Consider the following 16,649-nt stretch of genomic DNA (forward strand, 5'->3'; position numbering starts at 1 on the left):
CGGGCGGACTGCGTGGATGCAGCGGCTCCCACGCCAGGTAGCGTGGTCGCCGAACACGCCAGGTCGAAGCAGCCGGCGTCACAGCACAGGGAAAGGTGCGAGGTAGGGGCCGATGCACATCGTCATCATGGGGTGCGGGCGGGTGGGTTCCGCGCTCGCACAGACTCTGGAGAGCCAGGGTCATACGATCGCGGTGGTCGACCAGGACCCGACCGCCTTCCGCCGCCTGGGCTCCGGCTTCGGCGGCCGCCGGGTCACCGGGGTCGGCTTCGACCAGGACACGCTGCGCGAAGCCGGCATCGAGGAGGCGGGCGCCTTCGCCGCCGTCAGCAGCGGCGACAACTCCAACATCATCGCGGCCCGGGTGGCCCGCGAGATGTTCGGCGTGGAGAACGTCGCGGCCCGGATCTACGACCCGCGCCGCGCCGAGGTCTACCAGCGCCTGGGCATCCCCACGGTCGCCACCGTGCGCTGGACCGCCGACCAGATGCTGCGCCGGCTGCTGCCCTCCGGGGCCGAGCCGCTGTGGCGCGACCCGAGCGGCGGCGTCCAGCTCGCCGAGGTGCACACCTCGCCGGCCTGGGTGGGCCGCAAGATCAGTCAGCTCCAGGAGGAGACCGGCGTCCGCGTCGCCTTCCTCACCCGCCTGGGTGAGGCGATGCTGCCGACGTCGCAGACCGTGCTGCAGGAAGGCGACCTGGTGCACGTGATGATGCGCACCGACGAGGTCGAGAAGGTGGAAGCGGTGTTCGCCGAAGGGCCCGAGGAGGCGCACGCATGAGGGTCGCGATCGCGGGCGCGGGCGCGGTGGGCCGGTCCATCGCGGGCGAGCTGCTGGAGAACGGGCACGAGATCCTGCTCATCGACAAGGCGCCGACGGCGATCTCGGTCGAGCGGGTGCCGCTGGCGGAGTGGCTGCTGGCCGACGCCTGCGAGATCACCTCGCTGGACGAGGCCGCGCTGCAGCGCTGCAACGTCGTCATCGCGGCTACCGGCGACGACAAGGTCAACCTCGTCGTCTCGCTGCTCGCCAAGACCGAGTACGGCGTGCCGCGGGTGGTGGCCCGCGTCAACAACCCCAAGAACGAGTGGCTGTTCAACGAGGCGTGGGGCGTGGACGTCGCCGTCTCCACCCCGCGCCTGATGTCGGCGCTGGTCGAGGAGGCGGTGAGCGTCGGCGATCTCGTACGGCTGCTGCGCTTCAGCCACGGCGACGCCAACCTCGTCGAGCTGACGCTGCCCCCGGAGGCGGCGCTGGCCGGCACCCGCGTCGGGGACGTCGAGTGGCCGGAGGACACCTCCCTGGTCACGATCATCCGCGGGAACCGCGTGCTCACCCCCAACCAGGAGGACGCGCTGGAGGCCGGTGACGAGCTGCTGTTCGTCGCGGCCCAGTCGCGCGAGGAGCAGCTGGAGGACCTGCTGTCGGTACGCCGCGAAGCGTGACCGCGGGCGGGTGACACCTGCGAGCCGGTGTCACCACACAGGCTCTGACGCCGAAGGGCCCGGGAACCGAGCGGTTCCCGGGCCCTTCGGCGTGCGTACGGTCCGGCGTCAGCCCCGGTGCTGCGAGGTACGGGGCTGCTCGGCGGCCAGCGCCTGCGGTGTGACGTCCGCGGCGAGGTCGGTGGCCACCCCGTCCAGAATGCCGTTCTCCCGCTCGCGCCGCGCCTTCGCCTCCTCCTCGGCCTTCTCCTTGGCCTCCGTCTCCGCGAAGACGTCGATCGGCGCCGGCGCCTTGGCCAGGAACAGCCAGGTCAGCCAGACCGCCAACAGGAACGGCGGGATCTTCAGCGCGATCAGCACCCAGCCCAGGTGCGTGGTGTCCGCCCACCAGTACAGCGGGAAGAGGACCGCGCACTTGGCGAGCAGGATCGCGCCCCAGGCGTAGCTGGCCTTGGCGTACGCCTTCTTGCGGCCCGGGTTGCGGGTGCGCCAGGAGAGGTTCTCCTTGAACACCGGCCCCAGGATCAGGCCGATCAGCGGCGCGCCGGCCAGCGTGGTGACGATGTAGGCGACGCCCAGGCCCAGGGTGTAGAGCATCCCGGGCAGGTAGAAGTCCTTGGCGTTGCCGGTCATCATCGCGAAGACCACGCCGAAGGCCACCCCGAAGACGCCGCTGAAGGCGTGCTTGACGGTGTCCTTGCGCACCAGGCGGGCGACGGCCAGCACCAGCGAGACCGCCAGGGCGGCGATCGCGGAGATGTGCAGGTCCTTGTTGACCGTGTAGATCGTGACGAACAGCAGGCCGGGCAGCACGGTCTCAACCATGCCGCGCACGCCGCCGAAGGCCTCGAACAGGGCGGCCTCGGTGACGGCTCTGCCGTCCGGGGCGGCGTCCTGCTCCTGGGCCGGCTCGCCGGCCGGTCCGTTGGTTCGGTTCGGTCGGTCGTCAGACGTCACCGGCTACTCCTGTCCGAGTGGTCGGAGTTCGTATTTCGGATTGAACAGCACCCGGCGGCCGTGGCTCATGGAGATCCGGCCGGAGGCGATGAGCTTGCGGCCCGGCTCTATGCCGGTGATGGCACGCCGGCCGAGCCACACCACGTCCAGTGCGGCGGAGCCGTCGAACAGCTCCGCCTCCAGGGCAGGTACACCGGCGCGCGGCCGCAGCGTCACATGCCGCAGGGTGCCGGTGACCTTGACTATCTGCCGGTCGTCGCAGTCGCAGATCCGGGTACAGCCCGTGTTCTGCGCGTCCTGCTGCAGCTCGGCGGAGTCCAGCTCCTCCTCGGAGGAGGACAGCCTGTCGAGCATCCGGCGGAAACGGCCTGCCGGCTTCTCGGATCGGGTCCCAGCGCTCATGAACCCAGCGTACCGGTGCGCGGGGCCCCGGATCACGGCCCCGCACGGCGCCGTACCGCCCGGTCTTCCGGGCCTCGCGGTCACTGCTCGAAGCGGTAGCCCATCCCGGGCTCGGTGATGAAGTGCCGGGGGTGCGAGGGGTCGCCCTCCAGTTTCCGGCGCAGCTGGGCCATGTAGACCCGCAGGTAGTTGGTCTCGGTGCCGTACGAGGGCCCCCAGACCTCCTGGAGGAGCTGCTTCTGGCTGACGAGACGGCCCGTATTGCGGACCAGGACTTCCAGCAGATGCCACTCGGTCGGCGTAAGGCGCACGTCCCGGCCGTCGCGGTTGACCTTCTTCGCGGCCAGGTCGACGGTGAAGCCCTCGGTCTCCACGACCACCTCGTCCTCGACCGGCCCGGTCGGCTCGGCGCGGCGCACCGCGGCCCGCAGCCGGGCCAGCAGCTCGTCCATCCCGAACGGCTTGGTGACGTAGTCGTCCGCGCCGGCGTCCAGCGCCTCGACCTTCTCGTCGGAGGTCTGCCGGGCGGAGAGCACCAGGATCGGCACCCGGGTCCAGCCGCGCAGCCCCTTGATCACCTCCACGCCGTCCATGTCGGGCAGGCCGAGGTCCAGGACGATCACGTCGGGGTGGCGGGCGGCGGCCAGCTTGAGGGCGGTGGCCCCGTCGGGGGCGGCGTCGACCTCGTACTTGCGCGCCTTCAGGTTGATCACGAGGGCCCGTACGATCTGCGGCTCGTCATCGACCACAAGCACCCGGTTCACTGTCGTTCTCCTCGTGGTGGGGAAACCCGCCGGGCCGCGCCCGCGGGGTGTCGGCTGGATGGCGGCTCCAGTGGGCCGGGAAGCGGCACGCGCGGTGCCGCTCCGTGGGCGGCGGGGCACCCGTTCACGTCGTCGCCTGGGCCGGGAGGTCGGGCCGCGCCGGCGGACCGCCGGGCGCGGCACACAGGGTGAGGACCATGGTCATGCCGCCTCCGGGGGTGTCCTCGGCGGCGAGGGTGCCGCCCATCGCTTCCGCGAAGCCGCGGGCGACGGCCAGGCCCAGCCCCACACCCGCGCCGCGCGGGGCGTCACCGTACCGCTGGAAGGGCTCGAAGATGCGGCCCTTGGCGCTGTCCGGCACGCCGGGGCCGCGGTCGGCGATGCGCAGCTCGACGCGGTCGCCGAGGGCGCTGGCGGAGACGAGTACGCGCTCGCCCTCCGGGCTGTACTTGACGCCGTTCTCCACCAGGTTGGCGACGGATCGCTCCAGCAGGCCCGGGTCGACGGCGACGATCGGCAGTTCCTCGGGGATGTCGAGGGTGACGCTGCCCTCGGGGACGCCGCCGAGCGCCATCGGCACCACCTCGTCCAGGTCGATCTCGCGGATCAGCGGGGTGACCGTGCCGGTCTGCAGGCGGGACATGTCCAGCAGGTTGCCGACCAGGTGGTCCAGCCGGTCGGCGCCCGCCTCGATGCCCTCCAGCAGCTCCGCCTCGTCCTCCTCGGACCAGGCGACGTCGTCGGAGCGCAGCGAGGTCACCGACGCCTTGATGCTCGCCAGGGGCGTCCGCAGGTCGTGGCTGACGGCGGCCAGCAGCGCCGTACGGATCCGGTTGCCCTCGGCCAGCTCGCGGGCCCGCTCGGCCTCGCCGACCAGCCGCTGGCGGTCCAGTACGACGGCGGCCTGCGCGGCGAAGGCGGCCAGCACACGGCGGTCCTCGGCGGGCAGTACCCGGCCGGTCAGCGCCAGCGCCATGTGGTCGCCGACCGGCATGTCCACGTCCGCGTCCTCGGGCCGTTGCAGCGGTCTGGCGTCCGGGGCGCCGTCCGCGGGGCCGCCGACGCGGCCCGCGCAGGTCCACGGCTCGACGTCGCCGGCCCGCTCCAGCAGCGCGACCGAGTCCATGCCGAAGGTCTCCCTTACCCGTTCCAGCAGCGCGTCCAGCGTCGTCTCGCCGCGCAGCACGCTGCCCGCCAGGAAGGAGAGGATCTCCGACTCGGCGCGCAGCCGCGCCGCCTGGTGGGTGCGGCGGGCGGCCAGATCGACGACGGAGGCGACCGAGACGCCGACCGCGAAGAAGATCAGGATGGCGACGATGTTCTTGGGGTCGGCGATGGTGATCGAGTGGGTGGGCGGGGTGAAGTAGAAGTTCAGCAGCACCGAGCCGACGGCGGCCGCGGCCAGGGCGGGCATCAGCCCGCCGAGCAGCGCGGCGGCGACGGTCAGGAAGAGGAAGAGCAGGACGTCGTTGGCCAGGCCCGGGCCGTTGTCGATGGCGGTGAGCAGCAGCGACAGCAGGACGGGCGCGATGACGCCGACCAGCCAGCCGGTGATGATCCGGGCCCGCCCGAGCCGGGCGCCGCGCGCCACCGGCAGGCCGCGCCCCTTGGCGACCTCGTCATGCGTGACGATGTGGACGTCGAGGTCGGGCCCCGAGTCGCGGGCGACGGTGACGCCGACACCCGGCCCGAAGATGTACTGCCACGTCTTGCGGCGGCTGGAGCCCAGCACGATCTGCGTGGCGTTGACACCGCGCGCGAACTCCAGCAGCGCGTTCGGTATGTCGTCGCCGATGACGTGGTGGAACGTGCCGCCGAGGTCCTCGACGAGGGTGCGCTGCACGGCGAGTTCCTTGGGCGAGGCGGAGGTCAGCCCGTCGCTGCGCGCTATGTAGACGGCCAGCACCTCGCTGCCCGAGCCCTTGGCCGCCATCCGGGAGGCGCGGCGGATGAGCGTACGGCCCTCGGGGCCGCCGGTGAGGCCGACGACGATGCGCTCGCGCCCCGCCCAGATCTTGGAGACGCTGTGCTCGGAGCGGTACTGCTGGAGGTACTCGTCGACCCGGTCGGCGACCCACAGCAGCGCCAGTTCTCGCAGGGCGGTCAGGTTGCCCGGCCGGAAGTAGTTCGACAGGGCGGCGTCCACCTTGTCCGGCTTGTAGATGTTGCCATGCGCCATGCGGCGCCGGATCGCCTCGGGCGACATGTCGACCAGCTCGATCTGGTCGGCCCTGCGGACGATCTCGTCCGGCACGGTCTCACGCTGCCGCACCCCCGTTATCGACTCGACGACGTCGCCCAGCGATTCGAGGTGCTGGATGTTGACCGTGGAGATCACGTCGATCCCGGCCTCCAGCAGCTCCTCGACGTCCTGCCAGCGCTTGGTGTTGCGGGAGCCGGGCACGTTCGTGTGCGCGAGCTCGTCGACCAGCGCAACGGCCGGCGCGCGGCGCAGCACCGCGTCCACATCCATCTCGGTGAAGGCCGAGCCGCGGTACTCCAGTTCCGCGCGCTCGGTCTGCTCCAGGCCATGCAGCATGACCTCCGTACGGGGCCGGTCGTGGTGCTCGACGAACGCCACCACGACGTCCGTACCGCGCTCCACCCTGCGGTGCGCCTCGGACAGCATCGAGTACGTCTTGCCGACGCCCGGTGCAGCGCCGAGATAGATCCGTAGCTTGCCGCGTGCCATGGCCCCATTGTCTTACGTGAAGGCTGCCCCCGCCGGGCTGAACCTGAGCCGACCCTACCGACCCCACACCCCCGAGAAAGCCGCAGGTGACGGCTCCGGGGCAGGTCTTTACGGGACTCTGATACGGGGTACGGCGGCGAGGGCGGCCGGCTGGGCCGGTGCCGCCCGGGGGCGGCACCGGCCGAGGACGCCGTGCGCGGTGGCCGTCGCGAGTCGCTGCTCGCAGGCGTGCAAGGGGCCGAGCGGTGGGCGGCGGGCGAAGGAAGGCACGAAACACGAAAAGGGACAGTGCCGTCCGTACGGCACTGTCCCTTGACGGCTCACGACGTGAGTCCGCCGCCTTCGCACATCAGGCGGCGGAAACTCACTTGACCGGCTCGAACTGCCAAAGCTGGGCGTCGGTCTGATTGCAGTACCACTGCTGGGCCTTCGCGCCGTCCGTCATCTTGGCGTCGTCGATGTCCAGGCATCGCTTCTCGACGTGCATGGGACGCAGCTGGAAGAGATGCTTCACCGGGTCGACCAGGAAGAACCGCCACCGCATGTTGGGGCCGCCGCTGCACGCCCACTGTTGGATACGGGCGCCGACCTGCTTGCCGCTGTTCTCGACCTCAAGGCACTTCCCACTGGCCACGGACCGCAGTTCGAAGGCGGAATTCGCGACGGGAACCACACGCCACTGCTGGGCGATGGTCCCATCGCAGGTGTTCTGCCGGACCCCCGCACCGTTCTCCTTCTTCGCGTGGTCGAGGTCCAGGCATTTGCCGCTGTGCGCCACCTTCAACTGCACGACCGTTCCCTCGTCGGCGGCGGCAGGCCGGGGGGAGGCAGTCTCTGCGTGGGCGGTGGTCACGCCGCCGGCCAGCGCGGCGACGCTGCCGGCGATGGCCAGCGTGGCTCGAATGGTCCGAGACATCGTGGAATCCGTCTCCTTTGATAGTCGTTGTTGCCCGCGACAGCTGGGCATGATGCTCTGCCTGGCGCTGCAGAGCCGATTTCCGAGGCGACCGGCTCTGCGCGTTTCAGGAATACCGGGTGGGGCCTTCAGGCCTTTACCGGCAGGATGCGCCACCGCTGGGCGTTGGTCCCATTGCAGGTGTACTGCTGTGCGTTCGCGCCGTCGTTCGTCTTGGCGTGGTCGATGTCCAGGCAGCGGTCAGAAACGTGCGTGGGGCGCAGTTCGTAGAGTTCCTTGGCCATGTCGACCATGTTCATCTCCCAGAGCATCTGGGGATTTCCGGTGCACCACCACTGCTGGACGTTGGCACCGGGCTGTTGGCCGCTGTTCTCCACTTCGAGGCACTTGCCACTGTGACGGGCCCGCACCTCGAAGCTGGCCGACCCGGTGGGCACCAGCTCGAAGACCTGGTTGTCCAGGTCGTCGGCGCAGGTCTGCTGCACCGCGTTGGCGCCGTTGGCAAAGCTGCCCTTGTCGATGGTGAGGCACTTGCCGCTGTGCGCGGCCTGCAGCTGCACGAAGGTGGGCGCGGAGGCGGCGGCGCGGGGCGTGGCCTGGTCTGCGTGGGCGGTGGTCACGCCGCCGGCCAGCGCGGCGACGCTGCCGGCGATGGCCAGCGTGGCTCGGATGCTCCGAGACATGGTGGGGTTCATCTTCTTCCTCAGTCAGTGACGTGGGTGGGTTCAGCGGCAGTGGTCAGCGGGCGAGCGGGGTGGAGATCTTCCACGTCGCGTCGCGGGCGAAGTCCTTGGCGGTGACGCGGCTGGTCCGGCGGGTGTACCGGCCGCGCAGTGCGGAATGACCACCGGTCCGCCGGGACACAACTGTTCCCGGCCCCCGGGCGGCCTCGAACAGCTCCATCCCGTGAGCGTCAGCGGGGGCGAGGCGGATCAGTTCGCGTACGAAGTCATGGCCACTGAGCAGGAGGACGTCCGCGCTCGGGTCGGGGTGCGAGAGGGACGCGGCGTCGGTCCGCTGCTCGTCGCTGATCTCGGCACCGACTGACAGTCCCGGGGCGGAGGCCGTGTCGATTCCGCGCGTGCTGACCGTCCTCATACACGCGAAGGTGCTGTCGTCTGTGCTCATTTCGGTGTGCAGGAACCCCTCTAGCCCCCCGTACGGGCAACCCAAATATGCACGAGATGGATAAGTCGTGAAGTCTTAACGATCCGGCAGGTAGCCGTCAACTCGGTACGAGCCGGGCTTGATCTGTCGCCAGCACATTCCTTCACCGCATCGTTATATTCCGGTGCTGCCGCTGTGATGAGGATGCGACTCATGCATGCCGGTCAGGACGGTCGAGTGCCGGTGCCTTACACTCCCAAAAGGCAGCCCTTTTCTGGCAAGTGGTGTACGGACAGCACACGGAACCGCCAGCGAGGCGGAGGCATTCGCAGGAGCGACAGCCGATCCGGACGACGACCCGCCCAGTGCCGACCGGAACCTTCGCGCGTCCCCTTCAACACTGCACGGAACCGGTACGAGCAGAGCGAATCATCCCCGCTGTGCCGGATGTGACGCTGCCGATGGGCGCCCGACATCGGACGCCTTTGCATCTGCGACGCAACGTACACACAGTGACAGCGGGGGCACCACCGCGAACGTGTCGCCGTAGCGGCCGGATCGAGCCGACAATCCCGAGCCATGGCCGAGCGCCTGCCCCGACGCGCTCTCCCCGCGGCACTCAGAAATACCTGGGCAAGTCCCCCGTTGCCCAATCGCCACTCTCTCCCGGGATCGCCAAGAAATCCACACCCGGTATCTCGACGAGGCCGAGACGAATGAGCCGGGAGCCCGTTCCTGCTGTCGCAGTACCAGGCGGTTCCGTTCGAACCACACCGCGGAGCAGTACATGACAACGCGCCCCGGGCCGCCCGACCGCTGCCCTGACGGCACTCCCCCGCCAACTCCACGATCATGGCAGCCATGACCGACACACACACCCACCTCACCCACACCGCGGAACTCGACGCCCGTACCCGCGTCGCGGCCAAGGCGCTCCTCCACGACGTCTTCGAGGGCGACTTGACCGAGGAGGACTGGGACCACGCGCTGGGCGGCGTGCACGCCCTGGTCTGGGAGGGCGACGAGCTGATCGGCCACGCCTCCGTCGTACAGCGCCAGATGCTGCACGCCGGCCGGCCCCTGCGGTGCGGCTACGTGGAAGGCGTCGGCGTCCGCGCGGACCGGCGCGGCCGGGGCCACGGCGCCGCCATGATGACAGCCCTCGAACAGGTCGTACGCAGCACCTACGACCTGGGCGCCCTCAGCGCCTCCGACACCGCCGCCGACTTCTACGCCGCCCGCGGCTGGCGGCTCTGGCGGGGTCCGTCCGCCACCCTCAGCCCGACCGGCCTGCACCTCACCACGGAGGAGGACGGCGCCATCTACGTCCTTCCGGGCGACGCCCCGCTGGACCTCACGGGGCAACTGGCGTGCGACTGGCGGAGCGGGGACGTCTGGTAGCCGCCTCTCCGGTCCGGTCCAGTGCCGGGGAGCGTGGCCGGAAACGGCGACGGCCCGCCCGTTCCGTACGGGCGGGCCGGTCGCTCGGGCCCCGGCCGTGTGCCAGCGCCGGGCCTGATTACTTGGTCAGCTCCCGCAGCCCCATGTTCAGCTTCAGCACATTCACCCGGGGCTCCCCCATGAACCCCAGCACCCGCCCCTCCGTGGTGTCCTCCACCAGGCGTTCGACCTTGGCGCGGTCCAGGTGGTTCTCCTTCGCCACCCGGGCGGTCTGGAGTTTCGCGTACGCCGGGGAGATGTCGGGGTCGAGGCCGGAGCCGGAGGAGGTGACGGCGTCGGCCGGGACCTCGGACTGGGGGACGCCGTAGGTTTCGGCGACCCACTTCTTGCGTTCCTCGACCGCGGCGATCAGGTCGGTGTTGGTGGCGCCCTGGTTGGTGGCGCCGGAGACCTGGAGGTCGTACTGCGGGTTGACGCCGTTGGTCCGGTTGCTGCCCAGGCCGGCGGACGGGCGCGGCTGGAAGTACCGCAGGTCCGGCACCGGGTTGCCGTCCTTGTCCGTGCCCTTGTCGTAGCGCTGGCCGAGGAGTTCGGAGCCGACCACCTTGCCGTTCTGCCGTACCTCGGAGCCGTTGGCCTTGTCGTGGAAGGCTGCCTGGGCGACGCCGGTGACGACCAGGGGGTAGAGCACGCCGCAGACCACGGTCAGGGCGAGCAGGGCGCGCAGTCCGGCGCCGAGGAGGCGGGCGGTGTTGCGTACCGAGTTGTTCATGAGGAAGTCACCCGATCCCGGGGATCGCAGAGATGAGCAGGTCGATGAGTTTGATGCCGACGAAGGGGGCGACCAGGCCGCCCAGTCCGTAGATGCCGAGGTTGCGGCGGAGCATCCGGTCCGCGCTCACCGGGCGGTAGCGCACGCCCTTGAGGGCCAGCGGTACCAGCGCGACGATGATCAGTGCGTTGAAGATGATCGCGGACAGGATCGCGGACTGCGAGCTGTGCAGCCGCATGATGTTGAGGGTGTCCAGGCCCGGGTAGGCCACCGCGAACATCGCCGGGATGATCGCGAAGTACTTCGCGACGTCGTTGGCGATCGAGAAAGTGGTCAGCGCGCCCCGGGTGATCAGCAGTTGCTTGCCGATCTCGACGATCTCGATGAGCTTGGTCGGATTGGAGTCCAGGTCCACCATGTTCCCGGCCTCCTTGGCGGCCGAGGTACCGGTGTTCATGGCCACGCCGACGTCCGCCTGGGCCAGGGCCGGCGCGTCGTTGGTGCCGTCGCCGGTCATGGCGACCAGCTTGCCGCCCGCCTGCTCGCGCTTGATCAGCGCCATCTTGTCCTCGGGGGTGGCCTCCGCGAGGAAGTCGTCCACGCCCGCCTCGTCGGCGATGGCCTTGGCCGTCAGCGGGTTGTCGCCCGTGATCATGACGGTCTTGATGCCCATCTTGCGCAGCTCGACGAAACGCTCGCGCATGCCGTCCTTGACGACGTCCTTGAGGTGGATGACGCCGAGCACACGGGCGCCCCGCGCGTCCTCCAGGGCGACCAGCAGCGGCGTGCCGCCGGCCTCGGAGATGGCGTTGGCCAGCCGGTCTGCGTCGTCGGGGACGGTGCCGCCCTGCTCCTCGACCCAGGCGATGACCGAACCGGTCGCGCCCTTGCGGACCTTGCGCACGGAGCCGTCCTCGGTCACGTCCACGCCCGACATGCGGGTCTGGGCGGTGAACGGCACCCACTCGGCGTCGGCCAGCTCACCCTGGTGACGCTCGCGCAGCCCGTACTTCTCCTTGGCCAGGACGACGATCGAGCGGCCCTCGGGGGTCTCGTCGGCGAGCGAGGACAGCTGGGCGGCGTCCGCGACCTCGGCCTCGGTCACGCCCTTGACGGGCACGAACTCGGCGGCCTGGCGGTTGCCCAGGGTGATGGTGCCGGTCTTGTCCAGCAGCAGCGTGGAGACGTCGCCGGCGGCCTCGACCGCGCGCCCGGACATCGCCAGCACGTTGCGCTGGACCAGGCGGTCCATGCCCGCGATGCCGATGGCCGACAGCAGCGCGCCGATCGTCGTCGGGATCAGGCAGACCAGCAGCGCCAGCAGTACGATCATGGGCTGCTCGGCGCCCGCGTAGATCGCGAACGGCTGGAGGGTGACCACGGCCAGCAGGAAGACGATGGTGAGCGAGGCGAGCAGGATGTTCAGCGCGATCTCGTTCGGCGTCTTCTGCCGGGCGGCGCCCTCGACCAGGTTGATCATCCGGTCGATGAAGGTCTCGCCGGGCTTGGTGGTGATCTTGACGACGATGCGGTCGGAGAGCACCTTCGTACCGCCGGTGACCGCGGACCGGTCACCGCCGGACTCGCGGATGACCGGGGCCGACTCGCCCGTGATGGCGGACTCGTCGACCGACGCGACGCCTTCGACCACGTCGCCGTCGCCCGGGATGATGTCACCGGCCTCGCAGACGACGAGGTCGCCGATGCGCAGGTCGGTGCCGGGGACGCGGGTCTCCGTACCGCCCTCCAGCCGCCGCGCCACGGTGTCCGTCTTGGCCTTGCGCAGCGTGTCCGCCTGGGCCTTGCCGCGGCCCTCGGCGACCGCCTCCGCCAGGTTGGCGAAGATCACGGTGAGCCAGAGCCAGACGGCGATGGCCCAGCCGAACCAGTCCGAAGGGGACGCGACGGCGAAGCAGGTGGTCAAAACCGAACCGACCTCGACCACGAACATCACCGGGGACTTGATCATCACCCGGGGGTCCAGCTTGCGCAGCGCGTCCGGCAGCGACTTGACCAGCTGCTTGGGGTCGAAGAGACCGCCACCGACACGGCCGCCGCCGTCCGGCGCGTGCCCGCTCGGTACGTCCTGATGGGGCGCGCGGGTCGGGGTTGCGGTGGACATGGAGCGGTGCTCCTCTTGCTGTGCGTTGTTGACGTCGGTGCTCATGACAGCCCTTCCGCGATCGGGCCGAGGGCCAGTGCCGGGAAGTACGTCAGGCCGGTGATGATCAGGATCGTGCCGACCAGCAGCCCCGCGAAGAGCGGCTTCTCGGTACGGAGCGTGCCCGCCGTCTCCGGGACCGGCTGCTGCTCGGCGAGCGAGCCGGCCAGGGCGAGGACGAACACCATCGGCAGGAAGCGGCCGAGCAGCATCGCCAGCCCGATCGTGGTGTTGTACCAGGGGGTGTTCGCGTTCAGGCCGCCGAAGGCCGAGCCGTTGTTGTTGGCGCCGGAGGTGAACGCGTACAGCACCTCGGAGAAGCCGTGCGAACCGGCGCCCAGCGCCTTGGTGTTGAGCATCGAGCCCAGCGCGTCCGGCAGCACCATCGAGACGGCGGTGAAGCCGAGCACGAGGGTCGGGGTGACGAGGATGTAGCAGGCCGCGAGCTTGATCTCGCGGGTGCCGATCTTCTTGCCCAGGTACTCGGGCGTACGGCCCACCATCAGGCCGGCGATGAACACCGCGATCACGGCCATCACGAGCATGCCGTACAGGCCGGATCCGACGCCGCCGGGGGCGATCTCGCCCAGCATCATGCCCAGCAGCTGGATGCCGCCGCCGAAGGCCGTGAAGGAGTCGTGGAAGGCATCCACGGCGCCGGTCGAGGTGAGCGTGGTGGCGACCGAGAAGATCGACGAACCGCCGATGCCGAAGCGGTTCTCCTTACCCTCCATCGCTCCGCCGGCCGCCTGCAGCGCCGGACCGCCGTGCGCGAACTCGGTCCACATCATCAGGGCGGTGAAGCCGAGCCAGATGATCCCCATCGTGGCGAGGATCGCGTAGCCCTGCCGTACGTTGCCGACGAGCCGGCCGAAGGTACGGGTCAGCGCGAGCGGGATGACCAGGATGAGGAAGACCTCGAAGAGGTTGGTGAAGCCGTTCGGGTTCTCGAAGGGGTGGGCCGAGTTGGCGTTGAAGTAGCCGCCGCCGTTGGTGCCCAGCTCCTTGATGACCTCCTGGGAGGCGACCGCGCCACCGTTGGTCTGCTGGGTGCCGCCCATGAACTGCCCGAGCCCGTGGATGCCGGAGAAGTTCTGGATCGCACCGCACGCGACCAGCACGAGCGCGCCGATGACGGCGATCGGTATCAGGATGCGCACGGTGCCGCGCACCAGGTCGGCCCAGAAGTTGCCCAGGTCGCCGGTACGGGTCCGGGAGAAACCGCGTACGAGGGCGATGGCCACCGCCATGCCCGTCGCGGCCGAGACGAAGTTCTGCACCGCCAGGCCGGCCGTCTGCACGACGTGGCCCATGGCCTGCTCACCGCTGTACGACTGCCAGTTGGTGTTCGCGACGAACGACGCCGCCGTGTTGAACGCCTGGTCCGGACTGATCGACGCGAAACCGAGCGACAGCGGCAGGCCGCCCTGCAGGCGCTGCAGCAGGTAGAGGAAGAGCACGCCGGCCACGGAGAAGGCGAGGACGCCGCGCAGATAGGCGGGCCAGCGCATCTGCGCGTCCGGGTCGGCGCCGATGCAGCGGTAGATCACCTTCTCGACGCGCAGGTGCTTGCGCGAGCTGTACATGGCGGCCATGTGGTCGCCGAGGGGACGGTACGCCAGGGCGAGCGCCGCGACGAGCGCGGTGAGCTGGAGCACGCCGGCCAGGATGGGGCTCATCGGGACGCTCAGAACCTCTCCGGGAAGACGAGGGCGAGGACCAGGTAGCCGAGCAGGGCGACGGCGACGATCAGTCCGACGATGTTCTCGACGGTCACAGCCTCGTCACCCCCTTGGCGACAAGGGCCACCAGCGCGAAGACCGCGAGCGTGGTGACGACGAAGGCCACGTCGGCCATCGTGTGCTCCTAGTGGTTTCGGTGAAACGGACCCCTAGAGCAAACCTCCAACCTGACCGTTTCCGACCACCGTTGACGCCTCCCTTACGGCCATTAGCACCCCGTTGACGATTCTCATACGCCCCCTGACCTGACCTGCAAAAACACCGATGGGCCGCACCCCTCGAAAGAAGGTGCGACCCATCAGGACGCGGATTTTCGGCCGCGCGGGCGCTCCGGGGGAGCGCCGCGCGTCAGCGGATTTCGGTGATTTCGGGGCCGCGTTCGAGGCGTTCCACGCCGCCGCCGAAGCGGGAGGTTTCCGCGGGCTCCTGCTGGACGCCGTCGGGGACCATCTGGGCGTCCTGGGGGAGCTTGAGGACGATGGGGTCGCGGGGGGCCATGGGGGCCTCGCCGCGGACGACCACGGTGTCCTTGAAGATGTGCTCCAGGATGCCGGCGGCCTCGGGCTGGACCGCGCCCTGGCCGGAGATGACGCCGCGCAGGAACCAGCGCGGGCCGTCGACGCCGACGAAGCGGACGACCTGGACGCCGTTGGTGCCGTCCGGGAGCTGTACGGGGACCTGCGCGCGCAGTTCCCAGCCCAGCGGGCCCTCGACCTCGTCGATGATGCCGCCCTGCTGGGTGATCCCGGCGCCGATCTCCTCGCGGACCTCGCCCCAGATGCCCTCCTTCTTGGGGGCGGCGAACGCCTGGAGCTGTACGGCACTGTCCTGGAGGACCACGGTCGCCGCGACGATCGCGTCCCCCGCGACCTCCACGCGCAGCTCCATGCCCTCGACGCCCGGCACGAACATGCCGCCCAGGTCCACCCGCCCCTCGGCGGGGTCCGTGACCTCGGAGAGGTCCCAGGGGCCGTCGGGACGGGGGGCCGGGGGCAGGTTCACCCGCCGCTCGTCCTCGCCGGACCCGGCACCCTCGTCCGCAAAGGTCTCGTCCGAGGCCGTCTCGTCGGCTGCTTCCGCCGGCCGGGCCGACTCTGCGGGAGCCTCGTTCTTCTTGCGACGACCGAACACGTCACTGTCCTTCCCGGTCGGCACCGACCGATGCGTATCCATTCCCACCCGTGGAGCCGTCCACCGCCGCATGACCGCCGGTGGAACCGAATCCCCCCTCGGCCCGCGCCGAGCCGGGAAGTTCCGCCACCTCGTGGAAGCGCACCTTCTCGACCTGCTGGACGACCAGTTGGGCGATCCGGTCGAACCTCTCGAACCGCACGCTCTCGCGCGGGTCCAGATTGACCACGATCACCTTGATTTCCCCACGGTACCCGGCATCCACCGTCCCGGGGGCATTCACGAGCGCCACTCCGCACCGGGCCGCCAGGCCCGAGCGGGGGTGCACGAACGCCGCGTACCCGTCGGGCAGGGCGATGGACACTCCGGTGGGGAGCACCGTCCGCTCCCCCGGCGCGAGTTCCGCCGCCTGGGTGGTCACCAGGTCGGCGCCCGCGTCACCGGGGTGACCGTACGCGGGAAGCGGCACCTCCGGGTCCAGACGCCGGATCAGCACATCCACCGGATTGCGTACCTGACTCACGGGTTCACCTCAAAAGCACGAGCTCGTCTGACCTGGTCCGGATCGGCCATGGCGGCCTGGATCTCGGCCGGCCGTCCGTTGTCGATGAAGTGGTCGACCTTGACCTCGACGAAGACGGCGTCGGCGCGCACCGCGACCGGGCCTTCGGGGCCGCCGATGCGGCCCACCGCCGTCGAGTAGATCTTCCGGCCGTGGACGGCGGTCACCTCCGCGTCCAGGTGCAGCACCGTGCCGACCGGTACGGGCCGCAGGAAGTCGGTCTCCAGGCGGCCGGTCACCGCGATCACCCGGAGCAGCCAGTTCAGCGAGCCCAGCGTCTCGTCCAGGGCAGTGGCCAGCACGCCTCCGTGTGCGAGGCCGGGCGCGCCCTGGTGGGCCTCCTTGACCGTGAACTCGGCGGTCACCCGTACGCCGTCCTCGGCGCGGGTCTGCAGCTGGAGGCCGTGGGCCTGTGCCGCGCCGCAGCCGAAGCAGTGGTCGTAGTGCGCGCCGAGGAGTTCTCCGGGCGCGGGGGCGTCGGGGTGCCGCACCGGGGCGACGGCGTCGGCCGGTGGCGTCAGCCGCGTCGGGGCCTTGTCGGTTCCACTCACGAGTGCAGACCCTACCCGCGCGCGTAACCGGTCCGCGCCGCCGTG

17 protein-coding genes are annotated in these 16,649 nt (G+C 70.2%); 3 read left to right on the forward strand and 14 right to left on the reverse strand.

All coding sequences use genetic code 11. The features are described from left to right. Window positions 1–112 precede the first annotated feature (112 nt). Together ACZ4Z1_RS24255 and ACZ4Z1_RS24260 are read left to right on the forward strand one after the other, a co-directional pair. Complete coding sequence (locus tag ACZ4Z1_RS24255) at window positions 113–781, forward strand: potassium channel family protein (RefSeq protein ID WP_031011502.1); 669 nt, start codon at window positions 113–115, stop codon at window positions 779–781. Continuing rightward, window positions 778–1,446: a potassium channel family protein gene (locus ACZ4Z1_RS24260; protein ID WP_468488711.1), complete on the forward strand. Its 669-nt coding sequence runs from the start codon at window positions 778–780 to the stop codon at window positions 1,444–1,446. The genes ACZ4Z1_RS24255 and ACZ4Z1_RS24260 overlap by 4 nt, the downstream gene beginning before the upstream one ends. 108 nt (window positions 1,447–1,554) lie before the next feature. Here ACZ4Z1_RS24260 and ACZ4Z1_RS24265 read toward each other — a convergent pair whose 3' ends face one another. The 7 genes from ACZ4Z1_RS24265 to ACZ4Z1_RS24295 all read right to left on the reverse strand — a co-directional run bounded on the left by ACZ4Z1_RS24265 (window position 1,555) and on the right by ACZ4Z1_RS24295 (window position 8,275). Continuing rightward, window positions 1,555–2,403, reverse strand: a complete 849-nt coding sequence (locus tag ACZ4Z1_RS24265) for a DUF3159 domain-containing protein (protein WP_468488712.1) — start codon at window positions 2,401–2,403, stop codon at window positions 1,555–1,557. A 3-nt stretch (window positions 2,404–2,406) separates the two neighbouring features. Continuing rightward, entirely contained in the window at window positions 2,407–2,805 is a 399-nt protein-coding gene (locus ACZ4Z1_RS24270) for an OB-fold nucleic acid binding domain-containing protein (RefSeq protein ID WP_468488713.1), read from the reverse strand. 80 nt (window positions 2,806–2,885) lie between these two features. Then, the gene (locus tag ACZ4Z1_RS24275; RefSeq protein WP_468488714.1) at window positions 2,886–3,569 is read right to left on the reverse strand and encodes a response regulator; all 684 of its coding nucleotides are present in this window, start codon (window positions 3,567–3,569) and stop codon (window positions 2,886–2,888) included. A gap of 124 nt (window positions 3,570–3,693) precedes the next feature. Further along, window positions 3,694–6,261 (reverse strand): DUF4118 domain-containing protein, encoded by a 2,568-nt coding sequence (locus ACZ4Z1_RS24280; protein ID WP_468488715.1) that lies wholly within the window; start codon window positions 6,259–6,261, stop codon window positions 3,694–3,696. Window positions 6,262–6,625: 364 nt separating this feature from the next. Beyond that, window positions 6,626–7,177, reverse strand: coding sequence for an RICIN domain-containing protein (locus tag ACZ4Z1_RS24285; RefSeq protein ID WP_468488716.1), 552 nt, complete (start codon window positions 7,175–7,177; stop codon window positions 6,626–6,628). 128 nt (window positions 7,178–7,305) lie between these two features. Further along, window positions 7,306–7,860: an RICIN domain-containing protein gene (locus ACZ4Z1_RS24290; protein WP_468488717.1), complete on the reverse strand. Its 555-nt coding sequence runs from the start codon at window positions 7,858–7,860 to the stop codon at window positions 7,306–7,308. Between the two features lie 55 nt (window positions 7,861–7,915). Continuing rightward, window positions 7,916–8,275 carry a hypothetical protein gene (locus tag ACZ4Z1_RS24295; RefSeq protein ID WP_468488718.1) on the reverse strand — a complete coding sequence of 120 codons (360 nt, stop codon included), beginning with the start codon at window positions 8,273–8,275 and terminating at the stop codon, window positions 7,916–7,918. An 870-nt stretch (window positions 8,276–9,145) separates the two neighbouring features. Between ACZ4Z1_RS24295 and ACZ4Z1_RS24300 the strand changes: the two genes are divergently transcribed. After that, a complete protein-coding gene (locus ACZ4Z1_RS24300; RefSeq protein WP_468488719.1) occupies window positions 9,146–9,685 on the forward strand; it encodes a GNAT family N-acetyltransferase in 540 nt (179 codons plus the stop codon). A 118-nt stretch (window positions 9,686–9,803) separates the two neighbouring features. Here ACZ4Z1_RS24300 and kdpC read toward each other — a convergent pair whose 3' ends face one another. From kdpC to ACZ4Z1_RS24335, 7 genes are all read right to left on the reverse strand, one after another. Then, a complete protein-coding gene (gene kdpC / locus ACZ4Z1_RS24305) occupies window positions 9,804–10,457 on the reverse strand; it encodes a potassium-transporting ATPase subunit KdpC (RefSeq protein ID WP_468488720.1) in 654 nt (217 codons plus the stop codon). 7 nt (window positions 10,458–10,464) lie between these two features. Further along, window positions 10,465–12,579 (reverse strand): potassium-transporting ATPase subunit KdpB, encoded by a 2,115-nt coding sequence (gene kdpB, locus ACZ4Z1_RS24310; RefSeq protein ID WP_468488825.1) that lies wholly within the window; start codon window positions 12,577–12,579, stop codon window positions 10,465–10,467. Window positions 12,580–12,620: 41 nt separating this feature from the next. Next, window positions 12,621–14,297, reverse strand: coding sequence for a potassium-transporting ATPase subunit KdpA (gene kdpA / locus ACZ4Z1_RS24315; protein WP_468488721.1), 1,677 nt, complete (start codon window positions 14,295–14,297; stop codon window positions 12,621–12,623). Between the two features lie 8 nt (window positions 14,298–14,305). Next, the gene (gene kdpF, locus ACZ4Z1_RS24320) at window positions 14,306–14,395 is read right to left on the reverse strand and encodes a K(+)-transporting ATPase subunit F (protein ID WP_046925563.1); all 90 of its coding nucleotides are present in this window, start codon (window positions 14,393–14,395) and stop codon (window positions 14,306–14,308) included. A gap of 313 nt (window positions 14,396–14,708) precedes the next feature. Then, complete coding sequence (locus ACZ4Z1_RS24325; protein WP_468488722.1) at window positions 14,709–15,491, reverse strand: DUF3710 domain-containing protein; 783 nt, start codon at window positions 15,489–15,491, stop codon at window positions 14,709–14,711. A gap of 1 nt (window position 15,492) precedes the next feature. Continuing rightward, a complete protein-coding gene (dut, locus tag ACZ4Z1_RS24330; protein ID WP_468488723.1) occupies window positions 15,493–16,014 on the reverse strand; it encodes a dUTP diphosphatase in 522 nt (173 codons plus the stop codon). Beyond that, the gene (locus tag ACZ4Z1_RS24335; RefSeq protein ID WP_468488724.1) at window positions 16,011–16,604 is read right to left on the reverse strand and encodes a PaaI family thioesterase; all 594 of its coding nucleotides are present in this window, start codon (window positions 16,602–16,604) and stop codon (window positions 16,011–16,013) included. The genes dut and ACZ4Z1_RS24335 overlap by 4 nt, the downstream gene beginning before the upstream one ends. Window positions 16,605–16,649: the final 45 nt, after the last annotated feature.

It is taken from the genome of Streptomyces sp. NPDC030165 (assembly GCF_055573595.1).

Coding starts and splice junctions, on each gene's coding strand:
- ACZ4Z1_RS24255 (WP_031011502.1), top strand. CDS start 113: ATGCACATCGTCATCATGGGGTGCGGGCGGGTGGGTTCCGCGCTCGCA.
- ACZ4Z1_RS24260 (WP_468488711.1), top strand. CDS start 778: ATGAGGGTCGCGATCGCGGGCGCGGGCGCGGTGGGCCGGTCCATCGCG.
- ACZ4Z1_RS24270 (WP_468488713.1), bottom strand. CDS start 2,805: ATGAGCGCTGGGACCCGATCCGAGAAGCCGGCAGGCCGTTTCCGCCGG.
- ACZ4Z1_RS24280 (WP_468488715.1), bottom strand. CDS start 6,261: ATGGCACGCGGCAAGCTACGGATCTATCTCGGCGCTGCACCGGGCGTC.
- ACZ4Z1_RS24285 (WP_468488716.1), bottom strand. CDS start 7,177: ATGTCTCGGACCATTCGAGCCACGCTGGCCATCGCCGGCAGCGTCGCC.
- ACZ4Z1_RS24290 (WP_468488717.1), bottom strand. CDS start 7,860: ATGTCTCGGAGCATCCGAGCCACGCTGGCCATCGCCGGCAGCGTCGCC.
- ACZ4Z1_RS24295 (WP_468488718.1), bottom strand. CDS start 8,275: ATGAGGACGGTCAGCACGCGCGGAATCGACACGGCCTCCGCCCCGGGA.
- ACZ4Z1_RS24300 (WP_468488719.1), top strand. CDS start 9,146: ATGACCGACACACACACCCACCTCACCCACACCGCGGAACTCGACGCC.
- kdpC (WP_468488720.1), bottom strand. CDS start 10,457: ATGAACAACTCGGTACGCAACACCGCCCGCCTCCTCGGCGCCGGACTG.
- kdpB (WP_468488825.1), bottom strand. CDS start 12,579: ATGTCCACCGCAACCCCGACCCGCGCGCCCCATCAGGACGTACCGAGC.
- kdpA (WP_468488721.1), bottom strand. CDS start 14,297: ATGAGCCCCATCCTGGCCGGCGTGCTCCAGCTCACCGCGCTCGTCGCG.